Here is a 26,592-nt window from a genome sequence, read left to right as displayed (position 1 = left end):
TCAGAGGACTCGACCGAAGATTCCGGCGTGACCGGAACGCTAGTTACAGCACGCTTCGTGCCCAGGAAGCGGCTTGCAATCAGGCCGCGCCGATCAGCCGCACCACTGCGGCCAGCAGGTCGTCGATGGAAAGCGGTTTCCGATGAAATTCGAGCGCCGCGTGCTCGATCTGCGGCGCTCTCGCGGCCGCGCTCATCAGCACCACGGGCACCTGCGCGAGCGCGTCGTCGCGGGAAAGCTCGCGGATCAGCGCGACGCCGTCCATCTTCGGCATCATCCAGTCGGTGATGATCAGATCGGGTGCGCGGTGGCGCGCGCTTTCGAGCGCCGCCAGACCGTTGGAGGCCGTCACGACTTCGTAGCCTTCCATCTGCAGCACGAGGCGCCAGGTGGTCAGGATGTCGAATTCGTCGTCGACGACAAGAATGTTCTTCATGTCCGCGTGCCGGCATCGGACACCGAAAGCGACGGACCCATCGAACCGCGCCCCGACAACAACCCGGTCGCGCCGATGAAGCCTTCGCTCACGTGCAGCCCGCGCTCGTCGATGACGAAGCGGCGAATCGCGGAATCGTGCGCGCTCTCGCGCTGCTTGATGACAGAAAGCATCCGGTAGAGCCCGGAATTCGCCTCGACATAGCGCAGCAGCACGATGTTCTCGGTCATCGCGGAGGCGCGCATCGCCTGCGTATGAACTGCGTCGGTGTAGAGCGGCAGTTCCTCGGTCAGGAGCGCCGTGACGCCCGCCTGCCGCAGCCGGTGCGTGAGCGCGTTCAGGAACAGGCCGAAGCGCTCGACGCGGTTCGCCGAATCGTGGAAGCCCTCGATGCCGTCCACCACGAGCCGCGACGCGTTCGTCCGCGTAATCACCGCGATCAGTTCAGCGGCGAGTTCGTCGATCGCGAGTTCCACCGCGGGCTGCCACTGGATCGTGAGCCGGCCGTCCTGCGCGGCGTCCGCGAGCCTGATCGACACGGCCTCGGCCTTCGCGATCAGCCGCTCCGGCGATTCATAGAAGCCGAAATACACGCAGCGCTCGCCGCGCTCGACGCCCGCTTCGAGAAACTTGAGCGCAAGCAGCGTCTTGCCGACGCCGGACGGCCCGATCAGCGTCGTGGTCGAGCCCTTCACGACGCCGCCGCCCAACATCGCGTCGAATTCGGACATGCCGAAGGCGAGCTTCGTCTTCAAATCCGGCGCGCTTTCCATCAGCGATGGACGCGCTTCGAGGCGCGGGAACGTCACGAGCCCGTCGCCCGTGATCTTAAAAAAGTGCTTGCCGAGCAGATGATCGCGGGCGCGCAACTTGTGGACCTCGATCTCGCGGGCGCGCCGCATGCCGGTGCTGTAGCGGTTCAGCTCGATCAGGCCGTCGACGAGCGTGTGTTCCGGATGCGGCTCGTTGCCGGAGAGCGGCGCGAGAATCAGCGTGGTGCAGCGCGCGGCCGTGACGAACGCGCTCAGTTCGTGAATAAACTGCGAGAGTTCGAGTTCCGTCGTGCTGAATTCGCGGGCGCTGCGAAAGCCGTCGATGACCATGAAGCGCGGGCGGTTCGCCCGGATCGTCGCGGCGATCAGCGCGAGGAAGCCCGACAGGCCGTCGCGCATCAGCTCGTGATAGCCGGACACGAAGAGCATGCGGTCGGAGATCGCGTCCGCGTCGTAGAACGAGAGCGCGCGCAGGTGGCCGAGGAGTTTCGTGTGCGACTCGGCGATCAGCGTGACGTACAGCACCATGTCGCCTTCGGAGACGCGGTGAAAGCCGATCTGCGACGAAAGTATCGTCTTGCCCGCGCCCGCCATGCCTTCGATCAGGTACAGGCCGCCTTCGACCAGCCCGCCGCCGAGGATGTCGTCGAGGCCCGGAATGCCGGTCGTGATGTTGGTCGCATCGGTCGCGGGCGGGTGAGCCGGCTCCTTCGCTGCCATTTCGTCTTTGATCATGAATGTGTCTTTGTGTGGCAAAAGCGCCGTGCGAAGGCGAATTATGGCGGAGCGAGCGCCCGGTGTCGCATACCCATGCGCTTTTAGCGGCCAACGGCGCCAGGCAGAGGCGGTTTGGGCGGTGCGTTTTCGTTGCTGGCGGACGGCGGTTTGTGTCTAGGGGCACATCCATTCTTGCGGTGGAATGAGCATTTTCTGCGCCCGGCGGGCTGGCGTCGATCGATGTCAAATCCGGCCGCGAAGCCGGCAGGACAGGCAAAGGGCGATTTGGGACGGCTCCGATGCCCCGGACGCGCCGCAGATGTTCTCATGACGATCCGCCGCGCCAGGGCCAAACGGTCCGCGCTTCGACCACCTTGCTCGCCCATGCACCGGAGATTCGCGCCGGACGCATGCGGTTGCCCAGCCGATCCCAGCCATGTCCCCGTCTCACCTTGCCGTTGTCGCCGCGATGCTTGCTTCCGGCGCGCTCATCAATATGTCGCCATGCGGGGCGGCTTCGATCGCGGACCCGGACGACATCGTCGATACGGGAATCTTCGCCAAAACCGGGCGTTCGGCGGACCTCGACCGGCCCATCGTCGCGACGCCGCGCGAAGGATCGGCGAATTTGCGGTTCTATTCGCGTCTCGATCGCTGGCGTCACGGGGAATCGGAAAATACGGCGCCGGACCGGTGGCATCGCGGCGACGTGCTTTAGGTCTCCAATTAATTCAGGCATCGCGTTGAAACGAGTCGGCAAACTCGTGCGGCGCGGTAAAATCTGGAATTCGACGTTTCAAGTCGCCCTAATCTGAAAAGACCAGGCATTGCTCTCTGAATAGACGGACGCTACATGAATTACAAATCGATCTGCGCAAGCGCCCTGCTGATGTCGGGTTTCCTGCTTGCCAACACCGAAGCAACGGCCGCGGGGCCGGCCGGCAATGCCGTCGCCGACACGGGCGGTCGTCGCGACGTTCTTTCGGGCAATACGGACGACGCGCAGCAACAGCCGGCCAGCGGAGATATCGCCGAATTGCAGCAAATGATTCGCGACGGAAAAGTGCGCGAATTGCGCACCACGTATAACGGCAGTTACGGCGCCAGCCTGCTGTACTACCCGGACGAAATGCTTTATTACGTCGCAATGTTTCAGCAAAAGAAATTCTGGCGCGTAATCAAGACTCAAAACGACGCCCGCGCGGAATCCGTATATGCGGATTTCGCGAAATCGACAATTCAGCTTTCGGACACGGAATTGCGCCGGGTCAAACTGGAGGCAGAAAAAGCCTACGCGGACCGCCTGATCGCTACGCAGCAAAACCGCGCGAACCGCCTGCAAGCGGACCTCGACGTCGCGCGTGCGCAGCAGAGCCAGGTCGCGGACCGTCAGCAGCAGCAGCAGGAGGCGATCCGCGAACTGCGCAACGAGCAGGCGGCGGCGCAGGCGCAACTGCGCGCGTTGCAGGCCCGCGTGCAGGATCTGCAAAAACAGCAGGAAGGCGATCTGCCGACACCGGCGAAGTGAAGCAGATGGGCATTTCCGGATGACATCCGGGCAGACGAAAGCGGCCGCTATGTGGCCGCTTTTCGTTTGTGCGCCTGCATCGCGCACAGCCGTGCCGGCGAGCAAAAAATGCTCGTCGATGGCCCCGCGGTTTAAGAGTTTTCGCGTGAAAAGGGGCCGATACCCCATGCTAAGATTCCGCGCGATTTTCGGATTCCCGACTAATTCGGTGGTCCGGATCGTCGACATGAGGCGAATAAGGTGGCTGTGAAGATCGGGTTGCTCTCAAGCGCCCAAGCAGTGCGCATTTGTCTCGATTTTTCAGTCAGGAAGTAAGTTCAGAACGGTACCCGAGATGTCCAAAAAACTAGTCATAGCAAGTCTTCTTTCGATCGGCGTGATGGCCGGTTGCACCACCGTCGCCCAAGGACCCAAGTTCAACGTGTATCAGATTCAGACGGCGAACGGCACGAAGGCCTATCGCGCGGAATGTCACGGCGTGTTCGAAGGCGTGGCGGCGTGCGTCGAGGCAGCGCAGCGCGTGTGCGGCGACCAGCCCGCGTACAAGCTCGACACGATGGAGCGCCTGCGCGCGATCAGTGAAGATGCCAACGACCCGCGCATCGTCACGTTCCAGTGCGGCGCGCCGCAAGTCGCCGCGGCAGCACCGGTGGCAGCACCCGAGCCGGCTCCGCAGCCCGCACCGGAAGTGCCGCGCCAGATCAACCTGAGCGGCGACGCCAACTTCGCCACCGACAAGGCAACGCTCACGCCGAAAGCCACGGGCACGCTCGACCAGTTCATCCAGGCCGGTCAGAACGTCACGTTCAAGTCGGTGCAGATCGCGGGCTACACGGACTCGACGGGTTCGGCCGCACATAACCAGCAACTTTCCGAGCGTCGCGCGCAAGCCGTGCTGTCGTATCTGAAGAGCCACGGCCTGCGTTCGCAGAACTTCTCGGCGCAAGGCTTCGGTGCAGCGAATCCGGTTGCGTCGAATGCGACGTCGGCCGGCCGTGCACAGAACCGCCGCGTCGAGGTTCGCGTCAGCACGCAGCAGTAAAGCGCAAGACGCGGTCCGTTAAAAACCCCCGCAAGCCTGCCGGCTTGCGGGGGTTTTTGACATGCGCGCGAGGCGCGACTCAGAACAGGTCGAGTTGCGCGCGTCCCGGGCCGCCTTCGAGCGTGAGCAGATGTTGCTTGCGCTGCACGCCGCCCGCATAACCGGTCAAGGCGCCATCGCCGCCAATCACCCGATGACACGGCACGATGATCGCCACCGGATTGCGTCCGTTCGCGCCGCCCACCGCCCGCGACGCACCCGGCGGCAAGCCGAGCCGCCGAGCGAGGTCGCCGTAAGTCCAGGCGTCGCCGAAAGGAATCTCCTGCAACGCGCTCCACACGCGCTGCTGGAACGCCGTGCCGTCGAGCCGCAGCTTCACCGAGAATGCGCGCCGCTCGCCCGCGAAATACGCATCGACCTGTTCGCGCGCTTCGGCGATCACGCGCGCGGCCGGCGCGTCTTCGGACAAGGTCGGCGCGGCGACACCCGCCGGGAAACGCTTCTGTCCGACGAAGAAGAGCCCCGTCAGGCTGTCGTCTTCGGCGCGGTACAGGATGTGTCCGAGCGGACTCGGGGCAACATGGCATTCGATCATTTCGCGTCCCCGCGTGCTTTTTCAGGACCGCGCGTCAGATGAACGGGTTGTCGGTCTTGCCCGCCGGCGCGGGCGGCTCGTCGGCGATTCGGGCCGGCAGCGACGCGTCCTTCTGCAACGCATCGACGATCGCATTCAGCGCCTTCTGCAACGCGAGCGCGGTCGCGAGCCCGGTCTTGTCGCGCGCGATGCCGATGTCGGCAGCAATCGCGATGTGCGTCTCGCCGTTGGTCACGGTGAATGCGTCGCCGTTGATGTTGAGCACGTCGGTATCGTTGGCAAATGGCTTAAACACCTTTCAGTCCTCCAATTCGTTTGTCCTTCAGCGCGTCGGGGATGCCCGGAAACTGCAGCCCGCTCATCGTCTCCAGTTCGCGCACGGTCTTCATGGTGTACGCGTCGGTCGCCGTATTGTCGACCACCACCGAGAACGCCAGCTTGCGCGCCGGCAGATAGACGACCTTATACAACTGCGTCGGCACGAATACCCGCGATTCGCCGATCGTCTGCAATTCGCGGCCGGAAAAGAGTGGGCCGGTCACGACATAGGCGTCGCCCGATTCCTCCGCGAGCCGTCGCACCGATTCCTCGATGCGCGCCCAGACGCGCCGGTTATTCGACGGATTTTGCGGCACGATGTTCGCCAGCGAAAACGACTCGGCCATGCCTTTTTTGCTCCAGCGGTCGCCGGCCGGGCTCATGTGGCCGCGATCGTAGCCGCTGCGCTTGTAGTCGTCGAGTTGCGCGCCTGCGCCGGGCTGGAGCTGCTTCTCGGCGAAAAAGCGGTTGGTGCGCGTGTTGTTCTTCGCGTCGTCGACGTGTTGCGCCGTCAGGTGTTCCGCCGACCACAGCGGACCTTTCGTGATGCCGGAATGCAGCACCGCGAAGTCGGAATAACAGAGCGTTTGCGTCGACGCGCGCAGCTTCGCGTTGGCGACGACCGGCGCGCGCCCGTTCGGGCTGAACTGCGAGCAGTCGTTCGAGGTGATCCACGAAAGCGGCGAAGCCGATGCGACGGCCGGAACGATGGCCGGAAGGAAACAGGAAGCGCCGAGCAGCGCGGCTAAGACTGCCTTGATGCGGATTGTCATGCTTTGGAATCTCTAACGCGATATCGATACGCGGCGCGAGAGACGCGCCAGGAGAAAGGCCGCAAAGTATACGACCAGTTCAGACGCGCGGAGGCGCTTTCACGCCGAAAAACCTCGCGCGATAGAATCTCCCGCATCCTCCCTGTCCGAATCGAGCCGATACGATCCATGACCTTCACGAGCCGCTCGCTGTCCGCATTTCTTTCGCTCGCGACGCTATGCCTCGCGATGCATGCAGCCGCGCAGGAACCGTCGTCTTCGTCGACCGCCGGGAGCGCGCCTGCCTACAGCAACGACGGTCCCTCCTACGGCGCCGAGTTGCAGGGCTTCGACTATCCGTATCCGGTCGCGCAGTTCTCGATCACGTCGCAGCGGCAGGTGGTGCGAATGGCCTACATGGACGTGCATCCGCCGCGTCCCAACGGCCGCACCGCCGTGCTGCTGCACGGCAAGAACTTCTGCTCCGCGACCTGGCGGCAAACGATCGAGACGCTGACCGAAGCCGGCTATCGCGTGATCGCGCCGGATCAGATCGGCTTCTGCAAATCGACCAAGCCGGTGCGCTACCAGTACAGCTTCCAGCAACTCGCGCGCAACACGCACGCGCTGTTGCAGGCGTTGAACGTGAAGCAGGCGACGCTCATCGCGCATTCGACGGGCGGCATGCTCGCGGTGCGCTATGCGCTGATGTATCCGCGCGAAACCGAGCAGCTCGTGCTCGTCAACCCGATCGGGCTGGAGGACTGGAAAGCGAAGGGCGTGCCGTCGATCTCCGTGGACGACTGGTACGCGCGCGAACTGAAAACCAGTGCGGACGGCATTCGCCGCTACGAACAGAGCACCTACTACGCGGGCCACTGGAGCGCCGACTACGAGCCGTGGGTGCAGATGCTCGCGGGCATGTATCGCGGATCGGGCAAGGAAGTGGTCGCGTGGAACTCGGCGTTGCTCTACGACATGATCTACACCCAGCCCGTCGTCTACGAATTCGACGAACTGCGCGTGCCGACGTTGCTGCTCGTCGGCGACAAGGACACGACTGCCATCGGCAAGGATTTCGCGCCGCCCGAGATTCGTCCGACGCTCGGCCGTTATCCCGATCTCGCGAAGCTCGCGGCGCAGCGTATCGCGGGGGCGAAGCTCGTCGAGTTTCCGGAACTCGGGCATGCGCCGCAGATGCAGGACCCGGCGGCGTTTCACAAGGCGCTGCTGGATGGGCTTGCAGCGAAGGATGTGAAAGCCCAGTGACGGTCAGCGCGTAGGCGTCCCGGGTTCGATGGACGGCAGTTGCACCAGCAACGTCACGCCGCGCGCGATCATGAAAATCGTCAGCGCGAGCCACAGTCCATGATTGCCGAGCGGCCCGGCAAGCGCCCACGCCGCCAGCATGAAGACGGCGAACGAGACGGCCATCGCTTTCATGAGTTCGCGGGTGCGCGTCGCACCGATGAACACGCCGTCGAGCTGAAACCCCGCCGCCGACGCGACCGGGAGCGCGGCCGCCCAGGGCAAATAGTCCAGCGCGGCTGCACGCACGGCGGGCTGGTCGGTGAGCCGTCCGATGATCCAGGCGCCGCCCGCCCAGTAGACGAGCGTGAAGCCCGCCGCGCCGATCGCCGACCACAGCATCGTCACCCTCACGGCCTGTCGGAAGGCATGACGGTCGCGCGCGCCCGTCGCCGCGCCGACCAGCGCTTCGGCCGCGTGCGCGAAGCCGTCGAGTCCGAACGCCATGAACGTCTGGAAATTGAGCAACAGCGCGTTGGCCGCGAGAATCGCGTCGCCTTGCCGCGCGCCGAGATGCGCGAACCACGCAAACGAGCCGACGAGGCAGAGCGTGCGCACGAAGATGTCGCGGTTGATCGCGACGAGGCGCCTCATCGCGCGGGCGTCGAAAAGCTGCGTCCACGCGGGCGGCGACAGACCGCGCGTGCGCACGTGCCACAGGATCGCGATGCCGAGCGCGAAGCCGCACGCGTCGGCGGCGGCGGTCGCGGCGCCGATGCCCGCGATTCCCCAGTCGAGCCGGTAGACGAACGCGAGCACCGCGACGATGTTCACCGCGTTGATGAAGACCTGCGTGACGAGCGCGAGCCGCACGCGCTGCGTGCCGAGCAAATAGCCGAGCACGACGTAGTTCGCGAGCACGAAGGGCGCCGCCCAGATGCGCGCGTGGCAGTAGAGGCGCGCGCTTGCCTGGACGGCGTCGCTGCCGCCGAGCGCGGCGACGCCGAAGCCGATCAGCGGCACCTGCAACGCGAGCACGGCCGCGCCGATCGCGGCCGCGAGCAGCAATGCGCGCAGGAGGCTGGCAGAGAGCGCGGCGTCGTCGCGGGCGCCGTAAGCCTGCGCGACGATGCCGGTCGTGCCCATGCGCAAGAAGCCGAAGCCCCAGAACACGAAGTTGAAGACGAGCCCGCCGAGCGCGACGCCGCCGAGATACTGCGGACCGTCGAGATGGCCGGCGACGGCGGTATCGACCGCGCCGAGGATCGGCTGCGTGAGATTCGCGAGGACGATCGGAAACGCGAGCGTCAGCACGCGGCGATGCCAGCGCACCGGAACGGGCGACGAGGTGGGGGAAGGGCTCAATGTCGATTGGATGACGGCGGCGAAGGCGTCATTGTCCCGAGCGAAGTGCGTCGACGCAACCTTCGGCGCGCCCGATAATGTGCGGTCTCGACCGACCCGCCATTGCCCATGAAAACCTTTCTGCTCTACGTGATCACCGCCGTCGCGGAGATTGCCGGCTGCTACTTTCCGTATCGATGGCTGAAGGCCGGCGGATCGCCGTGGCTGCTCGTGCCGGGCGCGCTGTCGCTCGCGCTGTTCGCGTGGCTGCTGACGCTGCACGACGCCGCTGCCGGGCGCGTCTACGCGGCTTACGGCGGCGTGTATATCGGCGTGGCGATTGCGTGGCTGTGGGCCGTGGACCGGATTCGCCCGAGCGCGTGGGATGTCGCCGGAGCGGCGATCGCGCTCGTCGGGATGGGCGTGATCGCGTTTCAGCCGCGCGTCTGACGCGCGATTCCCGACGCTATGGCTTCTTCTCCATGATCCGCTCCGGGTTCGCGGGCTCGGTGAAGCCGAATCGGGCGTAGAGGCCGTGCGCATCGGACGTGACGAGCATCAGGCGGCGCAGGTCCTGCAGGTCGTCGTGGGCGAGGACGCATTCCATCAGCCAGATGCCGAGGCCTTTGCCCTGATGCTCCGGCAGCACGAAGACATCGGCGAGATAGGCGAACGTCGTCGCGTCCGTGATCATGCGCGCGTAGCCGATCTGCACATCGCGCTCGAGCAGGCCGAACGCGAGCGACCGGCGCGCCGCGCGCTCCACCTTCTCGCGTGCGATGCCCGGCGACCAGTACGCGACCTCGCTCAGATAGCGGTGCACGACGTCGAACTGGAATGCGTCGACGTCGGTTGTGACGCGGTATGCGCCTTTCGTCCACTGCATCGGCTTGGCTCCTCTCGTCTCGAACAGCAGATCGGGCATAAGCGAGGTCAATGCACCTTGTACACGCGCCCGGTTTCGGCGCCCTCGACGCTGCGGCTGTACGCCAGCGCGACGCGCGCGCCCGGCGCTGCTTCGAAGCCGCGGAAGTACGGGCCGAAGCTTTCACTTGCCTCTTCGAGCATCGTCGGCGATACCGCGTTGATGCGCAATCCGCGCGGCAGTCCGATCGCCGCGCCGCGCACGAAACCCTCGATCGCGCCGTTCACCGCCGCCGCAGCCGCGCCGAGCCGGATCACTTCCGCGCCGACGATGCCGCTCGTGAGCGTGAACGACCCGCCGTCGTTCAGATAGTCGCGCGCGCCGAGCACGAGGTTGACCTGGCCCATCAATTTGTCGTCGAGGCCGATGCGGAATTGTTCGGGCGTCATCTTCACCAGTTCGCCGAAGTGAACGTGGCCCGCGGCCGCGACGATCGCGTCTACCTGGCCGATGGAATCGAACAGGCGACGGATGCTGTCGCGATCTTTCAGATCGACGCGATGCGCGCCGCGCGTGGCGCCGATTTCAAGGGTCTCGTGACGCTTCGTGAGTTCGGCGAAGACGGCGCGTCCGACGGTGCCCGTTGCACCGATCACGGCAATTTTCATGGCTGGCTCATCCGTAAAGGGAGAAGGCCACCATTCTGCGCCGGAGTTCGGTGTTCAGGCGGATTCGGCTTTTGTCGAAACGTCGACTGACGGCGCGAGCAGGAAGAGCGAAGCGCTGAGTCTGCACACGAGCGCCACGCCCGACACGACCGCAGCCGCGGGGAATGTCTCCCACTGAAGCGCGAGCGTCGGCGCGACGAGCGCAACCGATGCGAACCCGAGCGCGATCGTCACCCAGCGCGCCCATTGCAGCCGCGCGGCGACGCACAGATACAGCAAGCCGACGAGCACGCGCGCGACCACCGACGCCGCGAACGGGTGGCTGCCGGCATCGCCGGGAAGACCGATCGTCGCGGCGAGGCCGAGTTCGGCCCACGACAGGGCGTAGGCGAGCGCCAGGCTCGCCAGCGCGGCGGCATGCGGCGGATTGCGCTCGATCCGCGTGGGCCGGACGCGGGTGCGCGTCTGGCTGAGTGCATCGGTCGCGTCGAGGGAATGCGCGGTGTCGCCTGAATACGCGTTGACAGTACTCATGTCCGGCTCCGTGTCAGTGCAGGGTTGATCGGCGCGGGACGCTACCGCAGGACTCGTGCCCGATCGCGACTCGCCCTCTCTGGAACGGCGGTTGCTCACTCGAATGACCGTAAGACACTACGACTAAGGGAGTCAGCGATGAGCAACGTGAAAGAGCAGAACCCGCATTCGGAACGCGACGACGAGGACGTGGATAAAGCCGTCGAAGACACTTTTCCGGCAAGCGATCCCCCGGCGACGGGCGGCGTGACGCGCATCGAGCCAGAGGATGAGAAGGACAAGAAGGATTGATTCGCCGACGCAGCCTGCACGCTGCAATTGAAAAAGGGCTGCTGAATGCTCAGCGGCCCTTTTGCGATTGGATGAATGGAAACGGTTATTTGTCGCGTCGCTGCAATTCGATCAGCCGCGACGGACGCATGTGGTTGAGCGCATAGTGCTTGCGCCCGCGCAGCGTGTGACCGTGAGGATCGCGTGCTTCGAATTGCAACCGGTGCTCGACGTCGGTCACTTGCGGCGCCACCATGCCCTTGTCGATCATCCGGTAGCCGTGCTCCAGTGCGAGCAGCAGGCCATTGCGGCCGGGCCGGCTGTCGAAGCCGCCGAGGCCATCGCCGGGTTCGCCCACGTAGTTCACGAGCGTTGCGTTCGACATGATCACCGAGTCGGGGTCGCGCTCACGCATTTCCATGTCGCGCTTCGCATCGCGATTCTTGCCGTCGGTGTCGACGGTGTCGTCGAGCGATTCGTCGTTCAGCACGTCCTGCCCGACCGGATGCCGCGCCGTGAGGCCGCGCGGTCCGTCCGACAGGCCCGCGTCGCCGGACTTCGATGCGCCCGAGCCGCCCGCCTGACCAAGCCCCGCTTCCTGCCCGCTGGCCGCCTTCGCGGCGTCCTGGACCTTGACATGGGCCGTCTCGGTCTCGGGCGCCTTCAGTGGGCTTTCGCCCGCGCGTTGTGCCTGCTTGTCCTTCGGTTCGTTGCCTTCCGCGTTGTTCATGATGTGCTCCGTTCTGCAAACGAGAACTTGCGCCCGCAAGACTCGTTCCGGCTTTTTGGCGCCGGAACCGCAAGCCTTGTCGGAGCGGCCATTCGACCGATCATCGAAATTTCACGCACGTTTTTCAACCCAAGGCGCGTTTTCTACAGAGTATGATTCGAAACTTGCCAGCCCGTAAGCGGAGTCTCATCGAGCCTCGCAACCGATGCGTGGTTCGCGGCCGGGCTTCGCGCTGGCGCGTTGCCGAATCGAATTAGCAGGGCACTTTCACACAGGTGACTCATGCAACATGATGCTGCTTTTTCACATCGCGGCTATCTACTCAATTGTGCGCCCGCCCGGGCCGGAGATGGCAGCTTCCAGCCCTACGTCGTGATCTCGCGAACCAGCGATGGCGAACTCGTGGCGAACCGGTTCTTTCCCTCGGAGCTGCGCTTCCGGAACGCGGACGAGGCCATCGCGCACGCCCGCGACTGGGCCGTGCGATGGATCGATGCGAGCAACATCACGGTCTGAACGAGCGGAAACGATGCGCGCACGGCCGGACCCGGCAGCCCGCGCCGCCAATCAAACTCCGATCCGCAAAAGCGGATAATCTTGGATAATCGTTCCACATTGTCCGCTCGTGGCGGCCGTTCCCCTCGTTCATCGTGACCATGCCGAACAAACTGCCCCCGTCTCCCGACGATCCGACCACTGAATGGGGACTCGCCGATATCGTCTCCGGACTGCGCGCGTCGCGCGAGGAGTTGCATCGGACGCGCCATCCGCTGGGTATCCGCGAGTTGCCTTCGCGCGATGCGATCGTGAAGATCGTCAACGGTCTGCGGGCCGCGCTCTTTCCGACGCATTACGGCGCCCCCGATCTGACTGACGAAAGCGTGGACTACTACGTCGGCCATACGCTCGAAAGCACGCTGCGACTGTTGTTCGAGCAGGTGCGTCGTGCGCTGCGCTTCTTGCCCGAATCGCACGATATGCGCGACGCCGATCTGACCAAGCGCGCCTTCGACATCTCGCGCGAATTCGGCGCGCAGCTGCCCGCCATCCGCGCGCTGCTCGTGTCCGATATCCATGCGGCGTTCACCGGCGACCCGGCCGCGCAGCACATCACGGAAATCCTGCTGTGCTATCCCGGCGTGGGCGCGATGACGCACCACCGCCTCGCGCATGCGCTGCATCGGCTCGGCGTGCCGCTGCTCGCGCGCTTCATCAACGAGATCGCGCATTCGGCGACCGGCATCGACATCCATCCGGGCGCGACGATCGGCCCGAGTTTTTTCATCGACCACGGCACGGGCGTCGTGATCGGCGAGACGGCGGTGATCGGCGAGCGGGTGCGCGTGTATCAGGCCGTGACGCTCGGCGCGAAGAGCTTTCCGTCGGGCAGCGACGGCGCGCTGGTGAAGGGCAACGCGCGGCATCCGATCGTCGAGGACGATGTGGTGATCTACGCGGGCGCGACGATTCTCGGCCGCGTGACGATCGGGCGCGGTTCCGTGATCGGCGGCAACGTGTGGCTTACGCACAGTGTGCCGCCGGGGAGCAGTGTGTCACAGGGCAAGGTGCGCGAAGGCAGCGGCACCGAGCCGCCGGACAACGGCCACAGCTACGGCGCTTGAATCAGCGTCAGGTGTTCGACACGCTGTACGCGTTCTGATTGCCGACGATCGCGAGAAATTCTCGTCGCGTGGAGGGGTCGTCGCGGAACGAGCCGAGCATGCGCGACGTGACCATCGACGCGCCCGCCTTGTGTACGCCGCGCGTCGACATGCACTGGTGCGCCGCCTCCAGAATCACGCCGACGCCGAGCGGCTGCAGCACTTCATCGAGCGTGTCGGCGATCTGCGCGGTCATCTTTTCCTGAATCTGCAAGCGTTTGGCGAATGCATCGACGAGCCGCGCCAGCTTCGAAATGCCGACGACGCGCTTGCTCGGCAGATAGGCCACGTGCGCGCGCCCGATGATCGGCACCATGTGATGCTCGCAATAGCTCTCGAAGCGGATGTCCTTGAGCACGATCATCTCGTCATAGCCTTGCACTTCCGAGAACGTGCGCGCGAGGATTTCACGCGGGTCCTGCTCGTAGCCGCGGAAAAATTCCTCGTACGCGCGGATGACCCGCGCCGGCGTATCGCGCAGGCCTTCGCGGCGCGGATCGTCGCCGGCCCAGCGCAGCAGCACCCGGACGGCGGCTTCGGCCTCTTCGCGGCTTGGACGATCGACGGAATCCGCCGGCATGTCCGAAGCGGAAGTGTTGGATTGACGCGGCGCGCTCATCGACGACTCCTCTGGCTTTCTCTTGGGAAATCCATTGTTCCACGTTTTGGAGTTCCGGGAAGCCCGCAGTGGCGCTAGGTCTTGCCGCCACCGTCGATGCCGGAACCGGTGCGCCAGACTTCCTTGCCTTTCTCGGACAACTCGCCGCTGCTGCGCTCCTTGTCCGGCTGCGTGCCTTCCCGGGCCATCTCGCCGCCCGGCTGTTCCTGCGCCTTCGGCTTCTCTTCCTTGCGTTGGGCGATGCGGTCTTCCTGTGAACGTCCGGCATAGTTGCTCATGGCGCTTCTCCTTCGGTTTGGACAGAAGAAAAGCGCGCAAGAGACGTTCCAAGGCTTCGTTGATGCACGAAGCGCGCCAGCACGCGCCTGTGACAGAGTGTTCAAGCGGCGCGCGGGGCCCGATGCCGCACGCACCGGGCACTTATTGCGGGGCGCCTTTGTGCAGACCGCCGAGGATCATCCACGATACGCCGAACTTGTCCGCGACCATGCCGAAGCGTTCGGCGAAGAAGGTCGGCGTGAGCGCCATCTGCACTTGCCCGCCTTCGGCCAGCGCGTTGAAGCACTGCTCGGCCTTCGCCACGTCCTCGACGGTAAGCGAGAGCGACACGCCCTGGAAATTCGGTTTGCCGCTGCACATGCCGTCGGAGGCCATCACCTCGGTTTCGCCGATGCGAATCGACGCGTGCATGATCTTTTCGGCCATCTCCGGGCGGCTCGTGCAGGCGTTGTTCTCTTGCGGGCCTTCCTTGTAGCGCATCATCATCTGCGACTGCGCGCCGAGTTTCTCCGAATAGAACTTCAGCGCTTCCTCGCAACGTCCTTCGAAAAACAGATACGGCTGAACTAGCATGACTGCTCCTTGAGTTATGACTCGTCGTCGGGGTCCATGTCCATCATGAGCGGCACCGACGCGTGCTCGTGCACGACGCGCCAGTCGCCGCCGATCCTGCGAAAGCCCACCGTGGCGCGCACCAGATTCTCCTGCCCGTCGACGACGACGCGATTGACGCTGTGCGCAAACGCGACGTCGCCGCCTGCGACCACGTGGATGTCATTCATCTCGAAGCCGATCGGTCCCTTCATGGAATCGAACCAGCGCTGCCAGTGCTCGCGGTAGCGCTCCGATCCCGTGAAGGAGGCGGGCGGCACGACGTCGAACACGATGACGTCGCTTGCGTAATGACGGATCAACGCATTGGCATCCTTGGCGATCACCGCGCGCTGCCATGCGGCGATGAGTTCGCGGATGCGGGATTCGTCGCTCGCGCGATCATTCGATTCGACCATGCTCGCCTCCTTGGCTCGATGCACGACGATAAAGAAAGTCCCTTGAAAACAGGGTTTTTTTGTTTGTGTACACCGTCCACAAAAAATAGCAGAGATAATGGACGACGTCCACATTGCAGCGCTTTAGAAGAACAATATGACAAAACCGAAGCCGCGCACGACCTATCGTCATGGCGACCTGCGACGCGCTTTGCTCGATGCGGGCATCGAACTTGCACGCGATGGCGGCCCGGATGCGGTCGTGCTGCGTGAAGCCACGCGGCGCGCGGGCGTCGTGCCGAATGCGGCTTACCGGCACTTCGCGAGCCGTCACGAATTGCTGGCGGCGGTGCGCGCAGCGGCGCTGTCGGCGGTGGCAATGGCGATGGAGGCCGAGCTCGCCGCGCTGCCGAAAAAGCGGCGGCGCGCGGACGCGGCGCGCGCGAGCCTGCGCGCGGTCGGCACCGGCTATTTGCGTTTTGCGCAGACCGAGACGGGGCTCTTTCGCACCGCATTCGTCGCGCCGAAATCCGATTGGGAAAGCCACGATCCCGACAGCGCGGGAAAGAGCGGCCTCGATCCGTTTCAGTTGCTGAGCGCGGCGCTGGACCGGATGGTCGAGTCGGAGGTGTTGCCTGCCGCGCGCCGGCCTGATGCGGAATATCTCGCGTGGTCGGCGGTGCATGGATTCGCGCTGCTGCTGATCGAAGGGCCTTTGCAGCGCCTCGATCGCCGCGCAGCCGAGGCGCTGGGCGAGCGCCTTCTCGACATGGTCGAGAAGGGCATCTGAGGCGCGTCCCGCGTCACGAGAGGCCGAGCGCGCGTGCGGTGGCATCGATCGCGGAACTGGCCTTCGCGATCAGTTCGTCGATCTGCGCATGCGAGATGACGAGCGGCGGCGACAGCAGCATGCGGTCGTCGCTCGCGCGCATCACGAGATTGCCTTCGAAGCAGAAGTCGCGGCAAAGCGTGCCGACTTCGTCGCCATTAGCAAAGCGCTTACGTGTGCGCGGTTCCTGCGCGAGCTGAATGCCCGCGACGAGCCCGGCGCCCGCAATCTCGCCGACGATGGGATGCGCCTCCAATGTTTCGCGCAGGCGCTGCTGGAAATACGGGCCGGTGTCGTGCTTCACGCGCTCGACGATCCGTTCGTCGCGCAAGAGCTTCAGGTTCGCCACGGCGACAGCCGCCGCCACGGGATGCCCGGAGTACGTGAATCCATGACTGAACTCGTCATTGGCGACGATGGCGTCCGCCACGCGATCGTGCAGACCTACGGCGCCCATTGGTACGTAGCCGCTCGTGAGCCCCTTCGCCAGCGTGATGACGTCCGGCTCGAATCCGAAGTGCTGGTGAGCGAACCATTCGCCCGTGCGGCCGAATCCGCCGATGACTTCATCGGCAGCGAGCAGCACGTCGTATTTCCGGCAGATGCGCTGGATTTCCGGCCAGTAGGTCGAAGGCGGAAAGATCACGCCGCCCGCGCCCTGGAACGGCTCGCCGACGAACGCCGCCACATGGTCGGCGCCGAGTTCGAGGATCTTTGCTTCGAGCTGCCGCGCGCGCTCCAATCCAAACGCTTCGGGCGTCAAGTCGCCGCCTTCGCCGAACCAGTACGGCTGGTCGATATGCACGATGTTTTCGACTTTGGACGGCATCTGCTCGTGCATGAAGTCCATGCCGCCGAGCGTGCCGCCCGCGATCGTCGAGCCGTGGTAGCCGTTTCTGCGCGCGATTACGAACTTTTTCTGCGGCTTGGCCGCAGCCGCCCAGTATCGATGGACGACGCGCAGCATCGTATCGTTCGCTTCCGAGCCGCTGCTGCAATAGAAGAAGCGGTTGAACGGCGCGGGCGCGAGTTCGGCCAGCAGCGCCGACAGTTCGATGACGGGCGGATGCGTCGTCTTGAAGAACGTGTTGTAGAAGGGCAGTTCCTGCATCTGCCGATACGCCGCCTCGGAAAGTTCGCGCCGTCCATAGCCGACGTTTACGCACCAGAGGCCGGCCATGCCGTCGATCATGCGCCTGCCGTCCGAGTCGATAAGATGGACGCCTTCCGCCTTGACGATCACGCGGCTGCCGGTGCGGTTGAGCGCGGCCATGTCCGAGAACGGATGGAGGTGATGCGCGGCGTCGAGCGCGCGATATTCGGCGGTGGTGCGGTCCTGCTTCGATGCGATGGCTTCGATTCGATCGTTCATGTCTTGTCTCCTGGACTCATACGTGCAGCAGCAAATGCTTGCGTTCCCACGAACTGATCACGCGAAAGAACGCTTCGTACTCGGTTTCCTTCAGCGCGAGATACGCTCGCACGAACTTCTCGCCGAGCATCTCGGCGAGCGGCTCGCATGCGGCCATCGTCGTAATGCCTTCTTCGAGATTGCGCGGCAGTTGATACGCGAGTGCGTAGCCGTCGCTCGCGAGCGGGGCGGTGGGTTCGATGCGTTGCGTCATGCCGAGATAGCCGGCGGCGAGCGTCGCGGCGATCGCCAGATACGGATTGCAGTCGACGCCCGGTATGCGGTTCTCGATGCGCCGTGCGGCCGGTTCCGAATGCGGCACGCGAAAGCCGACGGTGCGGTTGTCGTAGCCCCACTGAACGTTGATCGGCGCGGCCATGAAACGCGAGAGCCGCCGGTACGAGTTGATGTACGGCGCGAAGATCGGCATCAGCGCGGGCGTGTACTTTTGCAGCCCCGCGAGATAGCCGTAGAAGAGCGAGGTCGGTTCGCCGTCGCGGCCGGTGAAAAGATTGCGCCCGTTTTCCGCATCGACGAGACTCTGGTGCACATGCATCGCCGAACCCGGTTCGTTCTCCATCGGCTTCGCCATGAAGGTCGCGTACATCTTGTGGCGCAACGCGGCCTCGCGCACGGTGCGCTTGAAGAGAAACACGCGGTCCGCGAGCTTGAGCGGATCGCCGTGCAGAAAGTTGATCTCCATTTGCGCGGCGCCCACCTCGTGAATCAGCGTGTCGACTTCCAGTTCCTGCACCTCGCGGTACTCGTAGATGTCTTCGAAGAGCGGATCGAACTCATTGACGGCCTCGATCGAATACGCCTGACGGCCCGTCTCGGGACGGCCGGTCCGGCCTATCGGCGGTTGCAACGGAAGGTCCGGGTCGCGGTTCATGTCGACGAGAAAGAACTCCAGCTCGGGCGCGACGACCGGCGTCCAGCCCTTCGCCGCGTACTTGTCGAGCACCTGGCGCAACACGCGGCGCGGCGAGATAGCGACGGGCGTGCCGTCGAAGTGCACGCAGTCGTGAATCACCTGCGCGGTCGGATCGACGGCCCACGGGATCAGGCGAATCGTCGAAGGATCGGGTACGCAGACCATGTCGGGGTCGGTGACGCCCGTGAGCGTGCCGTCGCCGGGATACTCGCCCGTGACGGTCTGGATCATCACGGCTTGCGGCAGGCGCATCGTCTCGCCCGACTCGAACTTGCTGCGCGGCATGATCTTGCCGCGCGCGATGCCGGCCATGTCGGGGATGATGGCTTCGATTTCGGTGATGCGATGCTGCTTAAGAAATTCGTCGATGCGTTGCATGGTGTGAGTCCCTGAATTGCCGCGCGAACGCAGGGCAGCACGGCGCCCCGGCGTTTGCGCGCGGCAAAAGCGTTGGATTCGATTCGAATTCGTCAGCAGCAAAAGGAAATACAAACGCAAACGCAAAACGCCGCCCGCGCTCAGGCGCGATGAACGAATCGGATGGGAAGAGGAAGGAAGGGCGAGAGAGGCGCTACGGCAGCAGCGACGACACGCCGACGCAATGAACCGCGATGAACGCGCGTGCAGCCACAGAGTTGTGACGTCGCACCGAGCGGCGCGACAGAATGGTGAACGCGGACTGGAAGCGGCGATCGAAAAGACTGCCGCAGCGACAGGTAATGGAGCGCTCGGCGCGCGAAGGCCCGGTGTACAGGCTTCTGCTCCATATGACCAGAGGGCTTCGGACTCTCACGATTTCACTCGATTGTTGAGGTTTGAGGGAGCCGTGGCGCGAGGCGCTGCAAGTGGCGAATGCTGTGCGCGAAGTCGACGATTCCCTGGCGTCGAGGATATACGAGCCAAAATCGGCGTCAATACGTTTTTCCACGGGCGGATGCCGCATGCGGGCAAGCCTGCAACGAAACGAAGGACATCGAGACCGGCTGCAGCAATTCATTGATAATTACGCCTCATTCGCCAATCCGCCGCCGAGCCGATGCTTTCGAACCTGCTGGTACAACTCGTCAATGGACTCGCCGATGCTTGCGCGCTCTTTCTAGTCGCCTCGGGCCTGTCTCTGATCTTCGGCGTGACGCGCATCGTCAACTTCGCGCACGGATCGTTCTACATGCTCGGCGTGTATGTCGCCTATAGTTTGACGAGCCGCTTCGGTTCGACGATCGCGGGCTTCTGGCTCTCGGTACTCGCGGCTGCGCTCGTGATCGCGGTACTCGGCGCGCTCGTCGAAGTGATCGTGATGCGGCGCATCTACAAGGCGCCCGAGCTCTTCAACCTGGTCGCCACGTTCGCGCTCGTGCTGATCTTCCACGACGCCGCGCTGTACCTGTGGGGACCGGAAGATCTCTTCGGCCCGCGCGCGCCGCACCTGGCCGGCGCGGTTGAGTTGCTCGGCCATCAACTGCCGGCTTACAACATCGCGCTGGTGGTCATCGGTCCGCTCGTGCTCGCCGCGCTCTGGTATGCGCTCACGCGCACGCGTTGGGGCACGCTAGTGCGCGCCGCAACGGGCGATCGCGAGATGCTCGGCGCGCTCGGCGTCAATCAGTCGTGGCTCTTCACCGGCGTGTTCTTCGCGGGCGCGTTTCTCGCCGGACTCGGCGGCGCGTTGCAGGTGCCGCGCATGTCGGCGAACCTGTCGCTCGATCTGGACACGATCGGCAATGCGTTCGTGGTCGTCGTGGTCGGCGGCATGGGTTCGATTCCGGGCGCGTTTATCGCGGCGCTGCTGATCGCGGAGATCAAGGCGCTGTGCATCGGCATCGGGCACGCGTCGATCTTCGGGATCGACTTCTCGCTCAGCAAGTTCACGCTCGTCGCGGAATTCGTCGTGATGGCGATCGTGCTCGTGCTGCGCCCGTGGGGCCTGCTCGGCCGCGCGCAGACCGCGGTGCGGTCGATGAGCCTGTCCGAGCGCCCGCTACGTCCCGCAGGCAAAAGGCTTCGGGTCGTCGCTGCAATCGTCGTCGCGATGCTGGCGTTCGCGCCGCTTCTGTCCGGCTGGTTTCCGTACCTGCCGGTGCTCCTGGTCGAGATCATGATCGCGACGCTGTTCGCCGCGAGCCTGCATTTCATCATGGGCCCGGGCGGCATGCACTCGTTCGGTCATGCCGCGTACTTCGGGCTCGGGGCCTATGGCGCGGCGCTGTTCCTCAAGGTATTCGCGTTGCCGATGGAAGTGGCGCTCGTGCTGGGCCCGTTGCTTGCGGCACTCGGCGCCATCGTGTTCGGCTGGTTCAGCGTGCGCCTCTCGGGCGTCTATCTCGCGATGCTCACTTTGGCGTTCGCGCAGATCGTGTGGTCGGTCGTCTTCCAGTGGGACGCGGTGACGGGCGGCAGCAACGGCATCCTCGGCTTGTGGCCTTCACCGTGGCTGAGTTCGCCCACCGCGTACTACTACGTGACGCTCGTCTTCACGACAGGCGGCGTGTGGCTGATGCGCCGCATGCTGTTCGCGCCGCTCGGCGCCGCGATGCGCGCCGCGCGCGATTCGCCGTTGCGCGCCGAGGCGATCGGCATCGACGTGCAGCGCATCCAGTGGGCCGCGTTCGTGATCTCGTCGCTCTTTTGCGGGCTCGCCGGTTCGCTCTATGCGTTCTCGAAGGGCAACATCTCGCCGGAAGTGATCAGCGTCGGGCGTTCCGTCGACGGCCTCGTGATGGTGTTGCTCGGCGGCGTGCAGACACTCGCAGGGCCACTCGTCGGCGCCCCGGTTTTCACCTGGCTGCAGGATACCGTCGCGCGTCAGACCGACTACTGGCAGGCCTTGCTCGGCGCGGCGATCCTGCTGCTCGTGATCGCGTTTCCGCAGGGCATCGCCGGATTCGTGCGCGAGCGGTTCGCGGAGGCCGAGTGATGCTGTTGCGCGTGACGAATCTCTCGAAGTCGTTCGATGGCGTGAAGGCCGTCGATGCCGTTTCCTTCGATGTCGCCGCCGGACGCCTGCTCGCGCTGATCGGTCCGAACGGCGCGGGCAAATCGACGTGCTTCAACATGGTCAACGGCCAGTTGAAGCCGTCGGCGGGATCGATCATCTTCAAGGGCAACGACATCGCCGGCATGCGCTCGCGCGACATCTGGCGGCTGGGCGTCGGGCGCACCTTCCAGATCGCGGCCACCTTCAACTCGATGACGGTCCTCGAGAACGTGCAGATGGCGCTCGCATCGCGTGAACGGCGCCTCTTCGGTTTGTGGAGGCCCGCGGCCGCATCGCATGCCGACGAGGCGATGGCGCTGCTCGACGAAGTCGGCATGGCGGGACATGCGCGGCGCGCGTGCGGCGTGCTCGCTTATGGGGATGTGAAGCGCGTCGAACTGGCGATTGCGTTGTCGAACCGGCCGCAGCTCCTCTTGATGGACGAGCCGACCGCCGGCATGGCGCCGGGCGAGCGCAACGCGCTGATGGTATTGACGCGACGCCTCGTCGCCGAGCGCAACATCGGCGTGCTGTTCACGGAGCACAGCATGGACGTTGTGTTCGAATACGCCGACAGACTGATCGTGCTCGCCCGCGGCAAGGTGATCGCCGAGGGCGATGCGAACAGCGTGCGCAACAATCCGCGCGTGCAGGAGGTTTATCTCGGCACCGGCAAGTCATTTGCACCGCGCGCGACGTTCGCCGGCGGAGTCAGGCGATGAGCGCGCGCGAACCCATGCTCGAAGTCGCCGGGCTGAACGCGTTCTATGGCCGGGCGCAGGTTCTATTCGATGTGAGCTTCGAGGTCGGACGCGGCGAAGTGGTCGCGTTGATGGGCCGCAACGGCGCGGGGAAGTCGACGGCGATGAAGGCGGTCATGGGGCTTCTTCCGGGGACGTCGGGTTCGCTGACGTTCAGAGGACACGGTATCGCCGCGCTGCCGCCGTATCGCATCGCGCGGCTCGGGCTCGGCTATGTGCCCGAGGACCGGCGCGTGTTCGGCGACCTGACGGTAATGGAGAATCTCGACGCAGGCCGTCAGCCGCCGCGCGAAGGCGCGCCGCTCTGGACGCCCGAGCGCCTCTTTCGCCTGTTTCCAAATCTCGGCGAAATGCGCCAGCGTCTCGCTAGCCGGATGAGCGGCGGCGAGCAGCAGATGCTTACCGTCGCGCGCACACTGATGGGCAATCCGCATCTCGTGCTGCTCGACGAGCCTTCGGAAGGCGTCGCGCCCGTCATCGTCGAACAGATGGCGAACATGATTCTCCAGTTGAAGCGCGAAGGCCTTTCCGTGTTGCTCTCGGAACAGAACCTCCACTTCGCCGAACTCGTGAGCGATCGCGCGTATGTGCTCGAACGCGGGCAGGTGCGCTTCGCAGGCACGCTAGACGAACTCGCGCGCGACGAAACGGTGCGGCGGGACTATCTCGCTGTCTAGGCGTTCGGCAGCGCGGCGGTCCGCTGGCACAATGACGTTTTAACCGAACATTTAACCCGGAGTCATCTTCATGAAGCGCGCGGCAACGCTCTCTCGTCTGACGGTCATTGCGGCAACGCTTGGCGCCACGTTCGCCGCATGCGGCGCGCGGGCCGAGACGATACGGATCGGCGAGATCAACAGTTACAAGGCGCAGCCGGCGTTCCTGGGTCCGTACAAGAACGGCTGGAACCTCGCGCTCGACGAGATCAACGCGGCGGGCGGCGTGAACGGCAACAAGCTCGAAGTCGTCTCGCGCGACGACAACGGAAACCCCGGCGACACGATTCGCGTCGCGCAGGAACTCGTCGCGCGCGAGCAGGTGAAGCTTCTGTTCGGCGGGTATCTGTCGAACACGGGCCTGGCGCTCGCCGACTATGCGAAGCAGCGCCGCATCTTTTTCCTGGCTGCCGAGCCGCTCACCGACAAAATCGTCTGGCAGGACGGCAACAAGTACACGTATCGCCTGCGGCCGTCCACGTACATGCAGGTCGCGATGCTGGCGCCGGAAGCGGCGAAGCTCAAGAAGAAGCGCTGGGCGCTGGTGTATCCGAACTACGAATACGGCCAGTCCGCCGTGGCGACGTTCAAGCGGCTCATGAAGGCGGCGCAACCGGATGTCGAGTTCGTGACGGAGCAGGCCACGCCGCTTGGCAATGTCGATGCGGGCGCGGTGGCGCAGGCGTTGGCCGATGCGAAGCCCGATGCGATCTTCAACGTGCTGTTCAGCGCCGACCTGGGCAAGTTCGTTCGCGAGGGCAACACGCGTGGGCTCTTTAAGGATCGTGCGGTCGTGTCGCTGCTGACGGGCGAGCCGGAGTATCTCGATCCGCTTGGCGCGGAGGCGCCTGTCGGCTGGATCGTGACGGGCTACCCGTGGTATTCCGTCGATACGGCGGCCAACAAGAAGTTCGTCGCCGACTATCGCGCGAAGTATCACGACTATCCGCGGCTTGGATCGGTGGTGGGGTATAGCGCGATGATGTCGCTTGCCAATGGCTTGAAAAAAGCCGGGTCGGCCGATTCGGACAAGCTGGCCGCGGCGTTCAAGGGGCTGGCGGTGGACACACCGTTCGGGCCCATTTCGTATCGGGCCATCGACAACCAGTCGACGATGGGCGCGTATGTCGGCGTAACTGCGCTAAAGGACGGTAAAGGAATCATGGCTTCGTATCGATACATCGATGGAGCCAGTGTCCAGCCTTCCGACGATGAAGTCAGGAAGTTGAGGGTCGCGGAGTAACGGCGTTGCGTGAGCCGGCGAAACCGTATTCAGGCGTCGGCGATCACGCTTTAAACGGCTTGCTGACGAATTTAGACCCGGCGAGTCCAAACCTCCACGGCACGTCGACGGCCTTGGATATCCCGATTCGCGGACCGCAGACGATCTCGACCGCTTCGCCGGCCGGCGCCGGCTCCACGGAAAACGGCGCTTCGAGCACCGACATCCCGTTGTTCCGATGCGTCACGCCAAGCGCCTGAGCGACGCGTCCCGGTCCGGAGCACAATAGCCTGAGCGGTTCGAGCCCGCGCCGTTCGCGCATGACGTCGATGCCATGAAGCGGCTCGATCGCGCGAATCAGCACTCCCGCGCCATGACCCGCCTCGCGGCACACGAAGTTCAGGCACCAGTGGATTCCGTAGGAGCGATAGACATACGCATGCGCGGGCGGGCCGAACATCACCGCATTGCGCGGCGTGGGCCCGGAAAAACTGTGCGACGCCGGATCTTCGCGGTCATACGCCTCGGTCTCGACGATGCGTCCGCCGACGCCGTCGACCGTCAGCACGGCGCCGATCAATAGCCTCGCGACAACGTCCGAGGAAGCGAAAAAGTCGATGGTGGAAGTCACAGGCATTATTCTAGCCGGGCTCGCCTTTCTGATCGTCGCGGAGAATCAACATGAAAAAATCCTGGTTCCTCAAGTTCTCGAATTCGCTTGCGCAGATTGCCGGACATGCATCGACGTTCGTGATCGCGGTGCTGCTTGTCCTCGTGTGGGCCATTTCCGGGCCGCTCTTTCACTTCAGTGATACCTGGCAACTCGTCATCAACACGTCGACCACCATCGTCACGTTCCTGATGGTTTTCCTCATTCAGAACACGCAGAACCGCGACACCGCCGCGATGCAGATCAAGCTCGACGAACTGATCCGCGCTGTCGACAAGGCGCACAACGCGCTGCTCGATCTGGAAGAACTCGACGAAAAGGATCTGGGGCGTTTTCGCGAGCGTTATGAAAAGCTCGCTAGAGAGGCGCGCGACGATTTGCGCGATGTAAGCAGGGAGATCGATCTGCCTTCGGTGGATCGGACGCACAAGAATTGACTAACCGGCAAAGGGTTTTCCCGATATTTATGACGCACCGGCTTGCCAACTGTAGGGGAGTACGGGATAAAATGCGGATTATGCATCACCCGTCTTTAGCCGTCCTTCGGCAAAACAACGGTTGCCGCGCTCCTTTAGCATGGCGCTAAGCGCTCTCAAAAGAGCGCAAAGCATGATCGACGCGATCTTGGGCCCTGCCAAAGGTAGGGTTTAACGCGCCAAGCTCGCAAACGTTTAGCGGCAAAACCTACCTTCATCACGACTGCATGATTCCGTGCGTCCGGCGCGCAAATAAGCGGTTTCTCCTCCCTAAAGTTTTTTCGTTTTCTGCCGTTTAGCGGCGATCCCAACATCTTTCCAAACGCCGGAAATGAGGCCATTAAGGGCTTCAATTGGCGAGATTATTTCTTTGAACAGTCGCTAGGATGTGTCGTACTCGGTCCGTGTTCTCGTACCGGGTCCACACCTACCTTCTCGTAAAAGGAAATCAAAATGCGCAATTTCTTCAAAGCGTTCGTCCGCGATGAACGCGGCGTGAGCGCCATGGAGTATGCAATTCTGGCAGGCATCGTCGTCGTAGCGCTCACGGCGGTGGGCACGCAGTTCAACACCGGCATGGGCACGTTGTTCACGAACCTGTTCAACAACATCCAGGCGGCGTCCAAGCCTTAAGCAACGATCCGTGACGCCGAAGATCCGGGCGCCGCTCGCCTGGATCTTCCTTATTCACGATTCACACGCCGGACCATCGTGCAGACCCTGTCCCTTGCCATTCGCCTTGTCGTACTGTGCGCGCTTTTGTGGCTCGCGGTCATCGACGTTCGTTCGCGGCGCCTGCCGACGAAGATCGTCCTCACGATCGGCGCTCTCTTTTTCGCGGACGCGCTGCTCTCCGGCCTGTCCGCCGATGACGTCCTCGCGCATCTGCTTCTCGCGCTCGCCGTCTTTCTCGTCTGCGCCGCGCTCTTCGCGGCGCGGATGCTGGGCGGCGGCGACGCGAAGCTCGCCTCCGTCATCTTTCTGTGGGCGGGCCTCGGTCTCTCGCTGCCCGCATTGACGCTTATTTCGGTGATCGGGACATTGGTGTCCCTGGTCAGTCTTGCCACGCGAAACATGAATCCTTCGCAGGGTTCCCACCCGATGCGGGCGCTCGCGATGTTTTCCGGCGCACGCGGTGTGCCTTACGGCGTGGCGCTCGCACTCGGTGGCGGTGTCGTCATCGTGTTGCCCGCGCTGCTCCCCCTGCTTTCCACGCGATAGGTCGACGTCA

34 protein-coding genes are annotated in these 26,592 nt (G+C 64.1%); 16 read left to right on the top strand and 18 right to left on the bottom strand.

Features of this window, described 5'->3' with window-relative positions:
- Window positions 1-79: 79 nt before the first annotated feature.
- Together QCE48_RS28755 and QCE48_RS28750 are read right to left on the bottom strand one after the other, a co-directional pair.
- A complete protein-coding gene (locus QCE48_RS28755) occupies window positions 80-436 on the bottom strand; it encodes a response regulator (RefSeq protein WP_309781977.1) in 357 nt (118 codons plus the stop codon).
- Window positions 433-1,944: an ATPase domain-containing protein gene (locus QCE48_RS28750; RefSeq protein WP_309781978.1), complete on the bottom strand. Its 1,512-nt coding sequence runs from the start codon at window positions 1,942-1,944 to the stop codon at window positions 433-435. The genes QCE48_RS28755 and QCE48_RS28750 overlap by 4 nt, the downstream gene beginning before the upstream one ends.
- 418 nt (window positions 1,945-2,362) lie before the next feature.
- Between QCE48_RS28750 and QCE48_RS28745 the strand changes: the two genes are divergently transcribed.
- The 3 genes from QCE48_RS28745 to QCE48_RS28735 all read left to right on the top strand — a co-directional run bounded on the left by QCE48_RS28745 (window position 2,363) and on the right by QCE48_RS28735 (window position 4,496).
- Entirely contained in the window at window positions 2,363-2,644 is a 282-nt protein-coding gene (locus QCE48_RS28745) for a hypothetical protein (protein ID WP_309781980.1), read from the top strand.
- Window positions 2,645-2,779: 135 nt separating this feature from the next.
- Window positions 2,780-3,454: a DUF2968 domain-containing protein gene (locus QCE48_RS28740; RefSeq protein ID WP_309781982.1), complete on the top strand. Its 675-nt coding sequence runs from the start codon at window positions 2,780-2,782 to the stop codon at window positions 3,452-3,454.
- 334 nt (window positions 3,455-3,788) lie between these two features.
- Window positions 3,789-4,496 (top strand): OmpA family protein, encoded by a 708-nt coding sequence (locus QCE48_RS28735; RefSeq protein WP_309781984.1) that lies wholly within the window; start codon window positions 3,789-3,791, stop codon window positions 4,494-4,496.
- Between the two features lie 79 nt (window positions 4,497-4,575).
- Here QCE48_RS28735 and QCE48_RS28730 read toward each other — a convergent pair whose 3' ends face one another.
- From QCE48_RS28730 to QCE48_RS28720, 3 genes are read right to left on the bottom strand one after another with little or no spacing between them, the layout of a single operon-like run.
- Window positions 4,576-5,091 (bottom strand): methylated-DNA--[protein]-cysteine S-methyltransferase, encoded by a 516-nt coding sequence (locus QCE48_RS28730; protein ID WP_309781986.1) that lies wholly within the window; start codon window positions 5,089-5,091, stop codon window positions 4,576-4,578.
- 34 nt (window positions 5,092-5,125) lie between these two features.
- Window positions 5,126-5,386, bottom strand: coding sequence for a hypothetical protein (locus tag QCE48_RS28725; protein ID WP_309781988.1), 261 nt, complete (start codon window positions 5,384-5,386; stop codon window positions 5,126-5,128).
- Window positions 5,379-6,182: a DNA/RNA non-specific endonuclease gene (locus QCE48_RS28720; RefSeq protein WP_309781990.1), complete on the bottom strand. Its 804-nt coding sequence runs from the start codon at window positions 6,180-6,182 to the stop codon at window positions 5,379-5,381. The genes QCE48_RS28725 and QCE48_RS28720 overlap by 8 nt, the downstream gene beginning before the upstream one ends.
- A gap of 168 nt (window positions 6,183-6,350) precedes the next feature.
- On the opposite strand from QCE48_RS28720, the gene QCE48_RS28715 reads away from it, so the two are divergent.
- Complete coding sequence (locus QCE48_RS28715; protein ID WP_309781991.1) at window positions 6,351-7,430, top strand: alpha/beta hydrolase; 1,080 nt, start codon at window positions 6,351-6,353, stop codon at window positions 7,428-7,430.
- 3 nt (window positions 7,431-7,433) lie between these two features.
- Here the strand turns inward: QCE48_RS28715 and QCE48_RS28710 are convergent, their stop codons facing one another.
- On the bottom strand, window positions 7,434-8,774 hold the full coding sequence (locus QCE48_RS28710) for an MATE family efflux transporter (RefSeq protein WP_309781992.1): 1,341 nt from the start codon (window positions 8,772-8,774) through the stop codon (window positions 7,434-7,436).
- 108 nt (window positions 8,775-8,882) lie between these two features.
- On the opposite strand from QCE48_RS28710, the gene QCE48_RS28705 reads away from it, so the two are divergent.
- Window positions 8,883-9,203 carry a YnfA family protein gene (locus tag QCE48_RS28705; protein WP_087632004.1) on the top strand — a complete coding sequence of 107 codons (321 nt, stop codon included), beginning with the start codon at window positions 8,883-8,885 and terminating at the stop codon, window positions 9,201-9,203.
- Window positions 9,204-9,219: 16 nt separating this feature from the next.
- On the opposite strand, the gene QCE48_RS28700 is transcribed toward QCE48_RS28705, so the two are convergent.
- The 3 genes from QCE48_RS28700 to QCE48_RS28690 are packed head-to-tail and all read right to left on the bottom strand — an operon-like array spanning window position 9,220 to window position 10,820.
- The gene (locus QCE48_RS28700) at window positions 9,220-9,639 is read right to left on the bottom strand and encodes a GNAT family N-acetyltransferase (protein ID WP_309781993.1); all 420 of its coding nucleotides are present in this window, start codon (window positions 9,637-9,639) and stop codon (window positions 9,220-9,222) included.
- 47 nt (window positions 9,640-9,686) lie between these two features.
- Window positions 9,687-10,286, bottom strand: a complete 600-nt coding sequence (locus QCE48_RS28695) for a short chain dehydrogenase (RefSeq protein ID WP_309781994.1) — start codon at window positions 10,284-10,286, stop codon at window positions 9,687-9,689.
- A 54-nt stretch (window positions 10,287-10,340) separates the two neighbouring features.
- Window positions 10,341-10,820: a hypothetical protein gene (locus QCE48_RS28690; RefSeq protein WP_309781995.1), complete on the bottom strand. Its 480-nt coding sequence runs from the start codon at window positions 10,818-10,820 to the stop codon at window positions 10,341-10,343.
- 138 nt (window positions 10,821-10,958) lie between these two features.
- Between QCE48_RS28690 and QCE48_RS28685 the strand changes: the two genes are divergently transcribed.
- A complete protein-coding gene (locus tag QCE48_RS28685) occupies window positions 10,959-11,111 on the top strand; it encodes a hypothetical protein (protein WP_309781997.1) in 153 nt (50 codons plus the stop codon).
- Window positions 11,112-11,196: 85 nt separating this feature from the next.
- Here QCE48_RS28685 and QCE48_RS28680 read toward each other — a convergent pair whose 3' ends face one another.
- On the bottom strand, window positions 11,197-11,820 hold the full coding sequence (locus QCE48_RS28680; RefSeq protein WP_309781998.1) for a DUF3005 domain-containing protein: 624 nt from the start codon (window positions 11,818-11,820) through the stop codon (window positions 11,197-11,199).
- A gap of 282 nt (window positions 11,821-12,102) precedes the next feature.
- Here QCE48_RS28680 and QCE48_RS28675 point away from each other — a divergent pair, with 282 nt between their 5' ends.
- Window positions 12,103-12,336 (top strand): hypothetical protein, encoded by a 234-nt coding sequence (locus QCE48_RS28675; RefSeq protein ID WP_062635598.1) that lies wholly within the window; start codon window positions 12,103-12,105, stop codon window positions 12,334-12,336.
- A gap of 140 nt (window positions 12,337-12,476) precedes the next feature.
- Window positions 12,477-13,442 (top strand): serine O-acetyltransferase EpsC, encoded by a 966-nt coding sequence (epsC, locus tag QCE48_RS28670; protein WP_309781999.1) that lies wholly within the window; start codon window positions 12,477-12,479, stop codon window positions 13,440-13,442.
- Window positions 13,443-13,449: 7 nt separating this feature from the next.
- Here epsC and folE read toward each other — a convergent pair whose 3' ends face one another.
- From folE to QCE48_RS28650, 4 genes are all read right to left on the bottom strand, one after another.
- Window positions 13,450-14,100, bottom strand: coding sequence for a GTP cyclohydrolase I FolE (gene folE, locus QCE48_RS28665; protein WP_309782000.1), 651 nt, complete (start codon window positions 14,098-14,100; stop codon window positions 13,450-13,452).
- A gap of 74 nt (window positions 14,101-14,174) precedes the next feature.
- The gene (locus QCE48_RS28660; protein ID WP_309782001.1) at window positions 14,175-14,378 is read right to left on the bottom strand and encodes a hypothetical protein; all 204 of its coding nucleotides are present in this window, start codon (window positions 14,376-14,378) and stop codon (window positions 14,175-14,177) included.
- Window positions 14,379-14,520: 142 nt separating this feature from the next.
- Window positions 14,521-14,952, bottom strand: a complete 432-nt coding sequence (locus QCE48_RS28655; RefSeq protein ID WP_309782002.1) for a VOC family protein — start codon at window positions 14,950-14,952, stop codon at window positions 14,521-14,523.
- 14 nt (window positions 14,953-14,966) lie between these two features.
- A complete protein-coding gene (locus tag QCE48_RS28650; RefSeq protein WP_309782003.1) occupies window positions 14,967-15,389 on the bottom strand; it encodes a nuclear transport factor 2 family protein in 423 nt (140 codons plus the stop codon).
- A 136-nt stretch (window positions 15,390-15,525) separates the two neighbouring features.
- On the opposite strand from QCE48_RS28650, the gene QCE48_RS28645 reads away from it, so the two are divergent.
- Window positions 15,526-16,158, top strand: coding sequence for a TetR/AcrR family transcriptional regulator (locus QCE48_RS28645; protein ID WP_309782004.1), 633 nt, complete (start codon window positions 15,526-15,528; stop codon window positions 16,156-16,158).
- Between the two features lie 13 nt (window positions 16,159-16,171).
- On the opposite strand, the gene QCE48_RS28640 is transcribed toward QCE48_RS28645, so the two are convergent.
- The 3 genes from QCE48_RS28640 to QCE48_RS28630 all read right to left on the bottom strand — a co-directional run bounded on the left by QCE48_RS28640 (window position 16,172) and on the right by QCE48_RS28630 (window position 19,485).
- Window positions 16,172-17,569, bottom strand: coding sequence for an aspartate aminotransferase family protein (locus QCE48_RS28640; RefSeq protein ID WP_309782006.1), 1,398 nt, complete (start codon window positions 17,567-17,569; stop codon window positions 16,172-16,174).
- A 16-nt stretch (window positions 17,570-17,585) separates the two neighbouring features.
- The gene (locus QCE48_RS28635; RefSeq protein ID WP_309782007.1) at window positions 17,586-18,920 is read right to left on the bottom strand and encodes a glutamine synthetase family protein; all 1,335 of its coding nucleotides are present in this window, start codon (window positions 18,918-18,920) and stop codon (window positions 17,586-17,588) included.
- A 193-nt stretch (window positions 18,921-19,113) separates the two neighbouring features.
- A complete protein-coding gene (locus tag QCE48_RS28630) occupies window positions 19,114-19,485 on the bottom strand; it encodes a hypothetical protein (protein ID WP_309783808.1) in 372 nt (123 codons plus the stop codon).
- Window positions 19,486-19,578: 93 nt separating this feature from the next.
- Here QCE48_RS28630 and QCE48_RS28625 point away from each other — a divergent pair, with 93 nt between their 5' ends.
- From QCE48_RS28625 to QCE48_RS28610, 4 genes are all read left to right on the top strand, one after another.
- Window positions 19,579-21,456, top strand: coding sequence for an ABC transporter permease (locus tag QCE48_RS28625; RefSeq protein WP_309782008.1), 1,878 nt, complete (start codon window positions 19,579-19,581; stop codon window positions 21,454-21,456).
- On the top strand, window positions 21,453-22,238 hold the full coding sequence (locus tag QCE48_RS28620; RefSeq protein WP_309782009.1) for an ABC transporter ATP-binding protein: 786 nt from the start codon (window positions 21,453-21,455) through the stop codon (window positions 22,236-22,238). Before QCE48_RS28625 ends, QCE48_RS28620 begins: the two co-directional genes overlap by 4 nt.
- Complete coding sequence (locus QCE48_RS28615) at window positions 22,235-22,954, top strand: ABC transporter ATP-binding protein (protein ID WP_309782010.1); 720 nt, start codon at window positions 22,235-22,237, stop codon at window positions 22,952-22,954. The genes QCE48_RS28620 and QCE48_RS28615 overlap by 4 nt, the downstream gene beginning before the upstream one ends.
- A 70-nt stretch (window positions 22,955-23,024) precedes the next feature.
- Window positions 23,025-24,236 carry an ABC transporter substrate-binding protein gene (locus QCE48_RS28610; RefSeq protein ID WP_309782011.1) on the top strand — a complete coding sequence of 404 codons (1,212 nt, stop codon included), beginning with the start codon at window positions 23,025-23,027 and terminating at the stop codon, window positions 24,234-24,236.
- 43 nt (window positions 24,237-24,279) lie between these two features.
- Here the strand turns inward: QCE48_RS28610 and QCE48_RS28605 are convergent, their stop codons facing one another.
- Window positions 24,280-24,852: a DNA-3-methyladenine glycosylase gene (locus QCE48_RS28605; protein ID WP_309782012.1), complete on the bottom strand. Its 573-nt coding sequence runs from the start codon at window positions 24,850-24,852 to the stop codon at window positions 24,280-24,282.
- Between the two features lie 44 nt (window positions 24,853-24,896).
- Here QCE48_RS28605 and QCE48_RS28600 point away from each other — a divergent pair, with 44 nt between their 5' ends.
- From QCE48_RS28600 to QCE48_RS28590, 3 genes are all read left to right on the top strand, one after another.
- Window positions 24,897-25,322: a low affinity iron permease family protein gene (locus tag QCE48_RS28600; protein ID WP_309782013.1), complete on the top strand. Its 426-nt coding sequence runs from the start codon at window positions 24,897-24,899 to the stop codon at window positions 25,320-25,322.
- Window positions 25,323-25,814: 492 nt separating this feature from the next.
- Window positions 25,815-25,994 (top strand): Flp family type IVb pilin, encoded by a 180-nt coding sequence (locus tag QCE48_RS28595; RefSeq protein WP_087632020.1) that lies wholly within the window; start codon window positions 25,815-25,817, stop codon window positions 25,992-25,994.
- 78 nt (window positions 25,995-26,072) lie between these two features.
- Window positions 26,073-26,582, top strand: coding sequence for a prepilin peptidase (locus QCE48_RS28590; RefSeq protein ID WP_309782016.1), 510 nt, complete (start codon window positions 26,073-26,075; stop codon window positions 26,580-26,582).
- The last annotated feature ends 10 nt before the right edge of the window (window positions 26,583-26,592 follow it).

Origin of the sequence: Caballeronia sp. LZ024 (assembly GCF_031451455.1) — a bacterium.
Lineage (GTDB): Bacteria > Pseudomonadota > Gammaproteobacteria > Burkholderiales > Burkholderiaceae > Caballeronia > Caballeronia telluris.
Note: the sequence above shows the minus strand (reverse complement) of the source record. Positions and strands in the feature narration are given on the sequence as shown.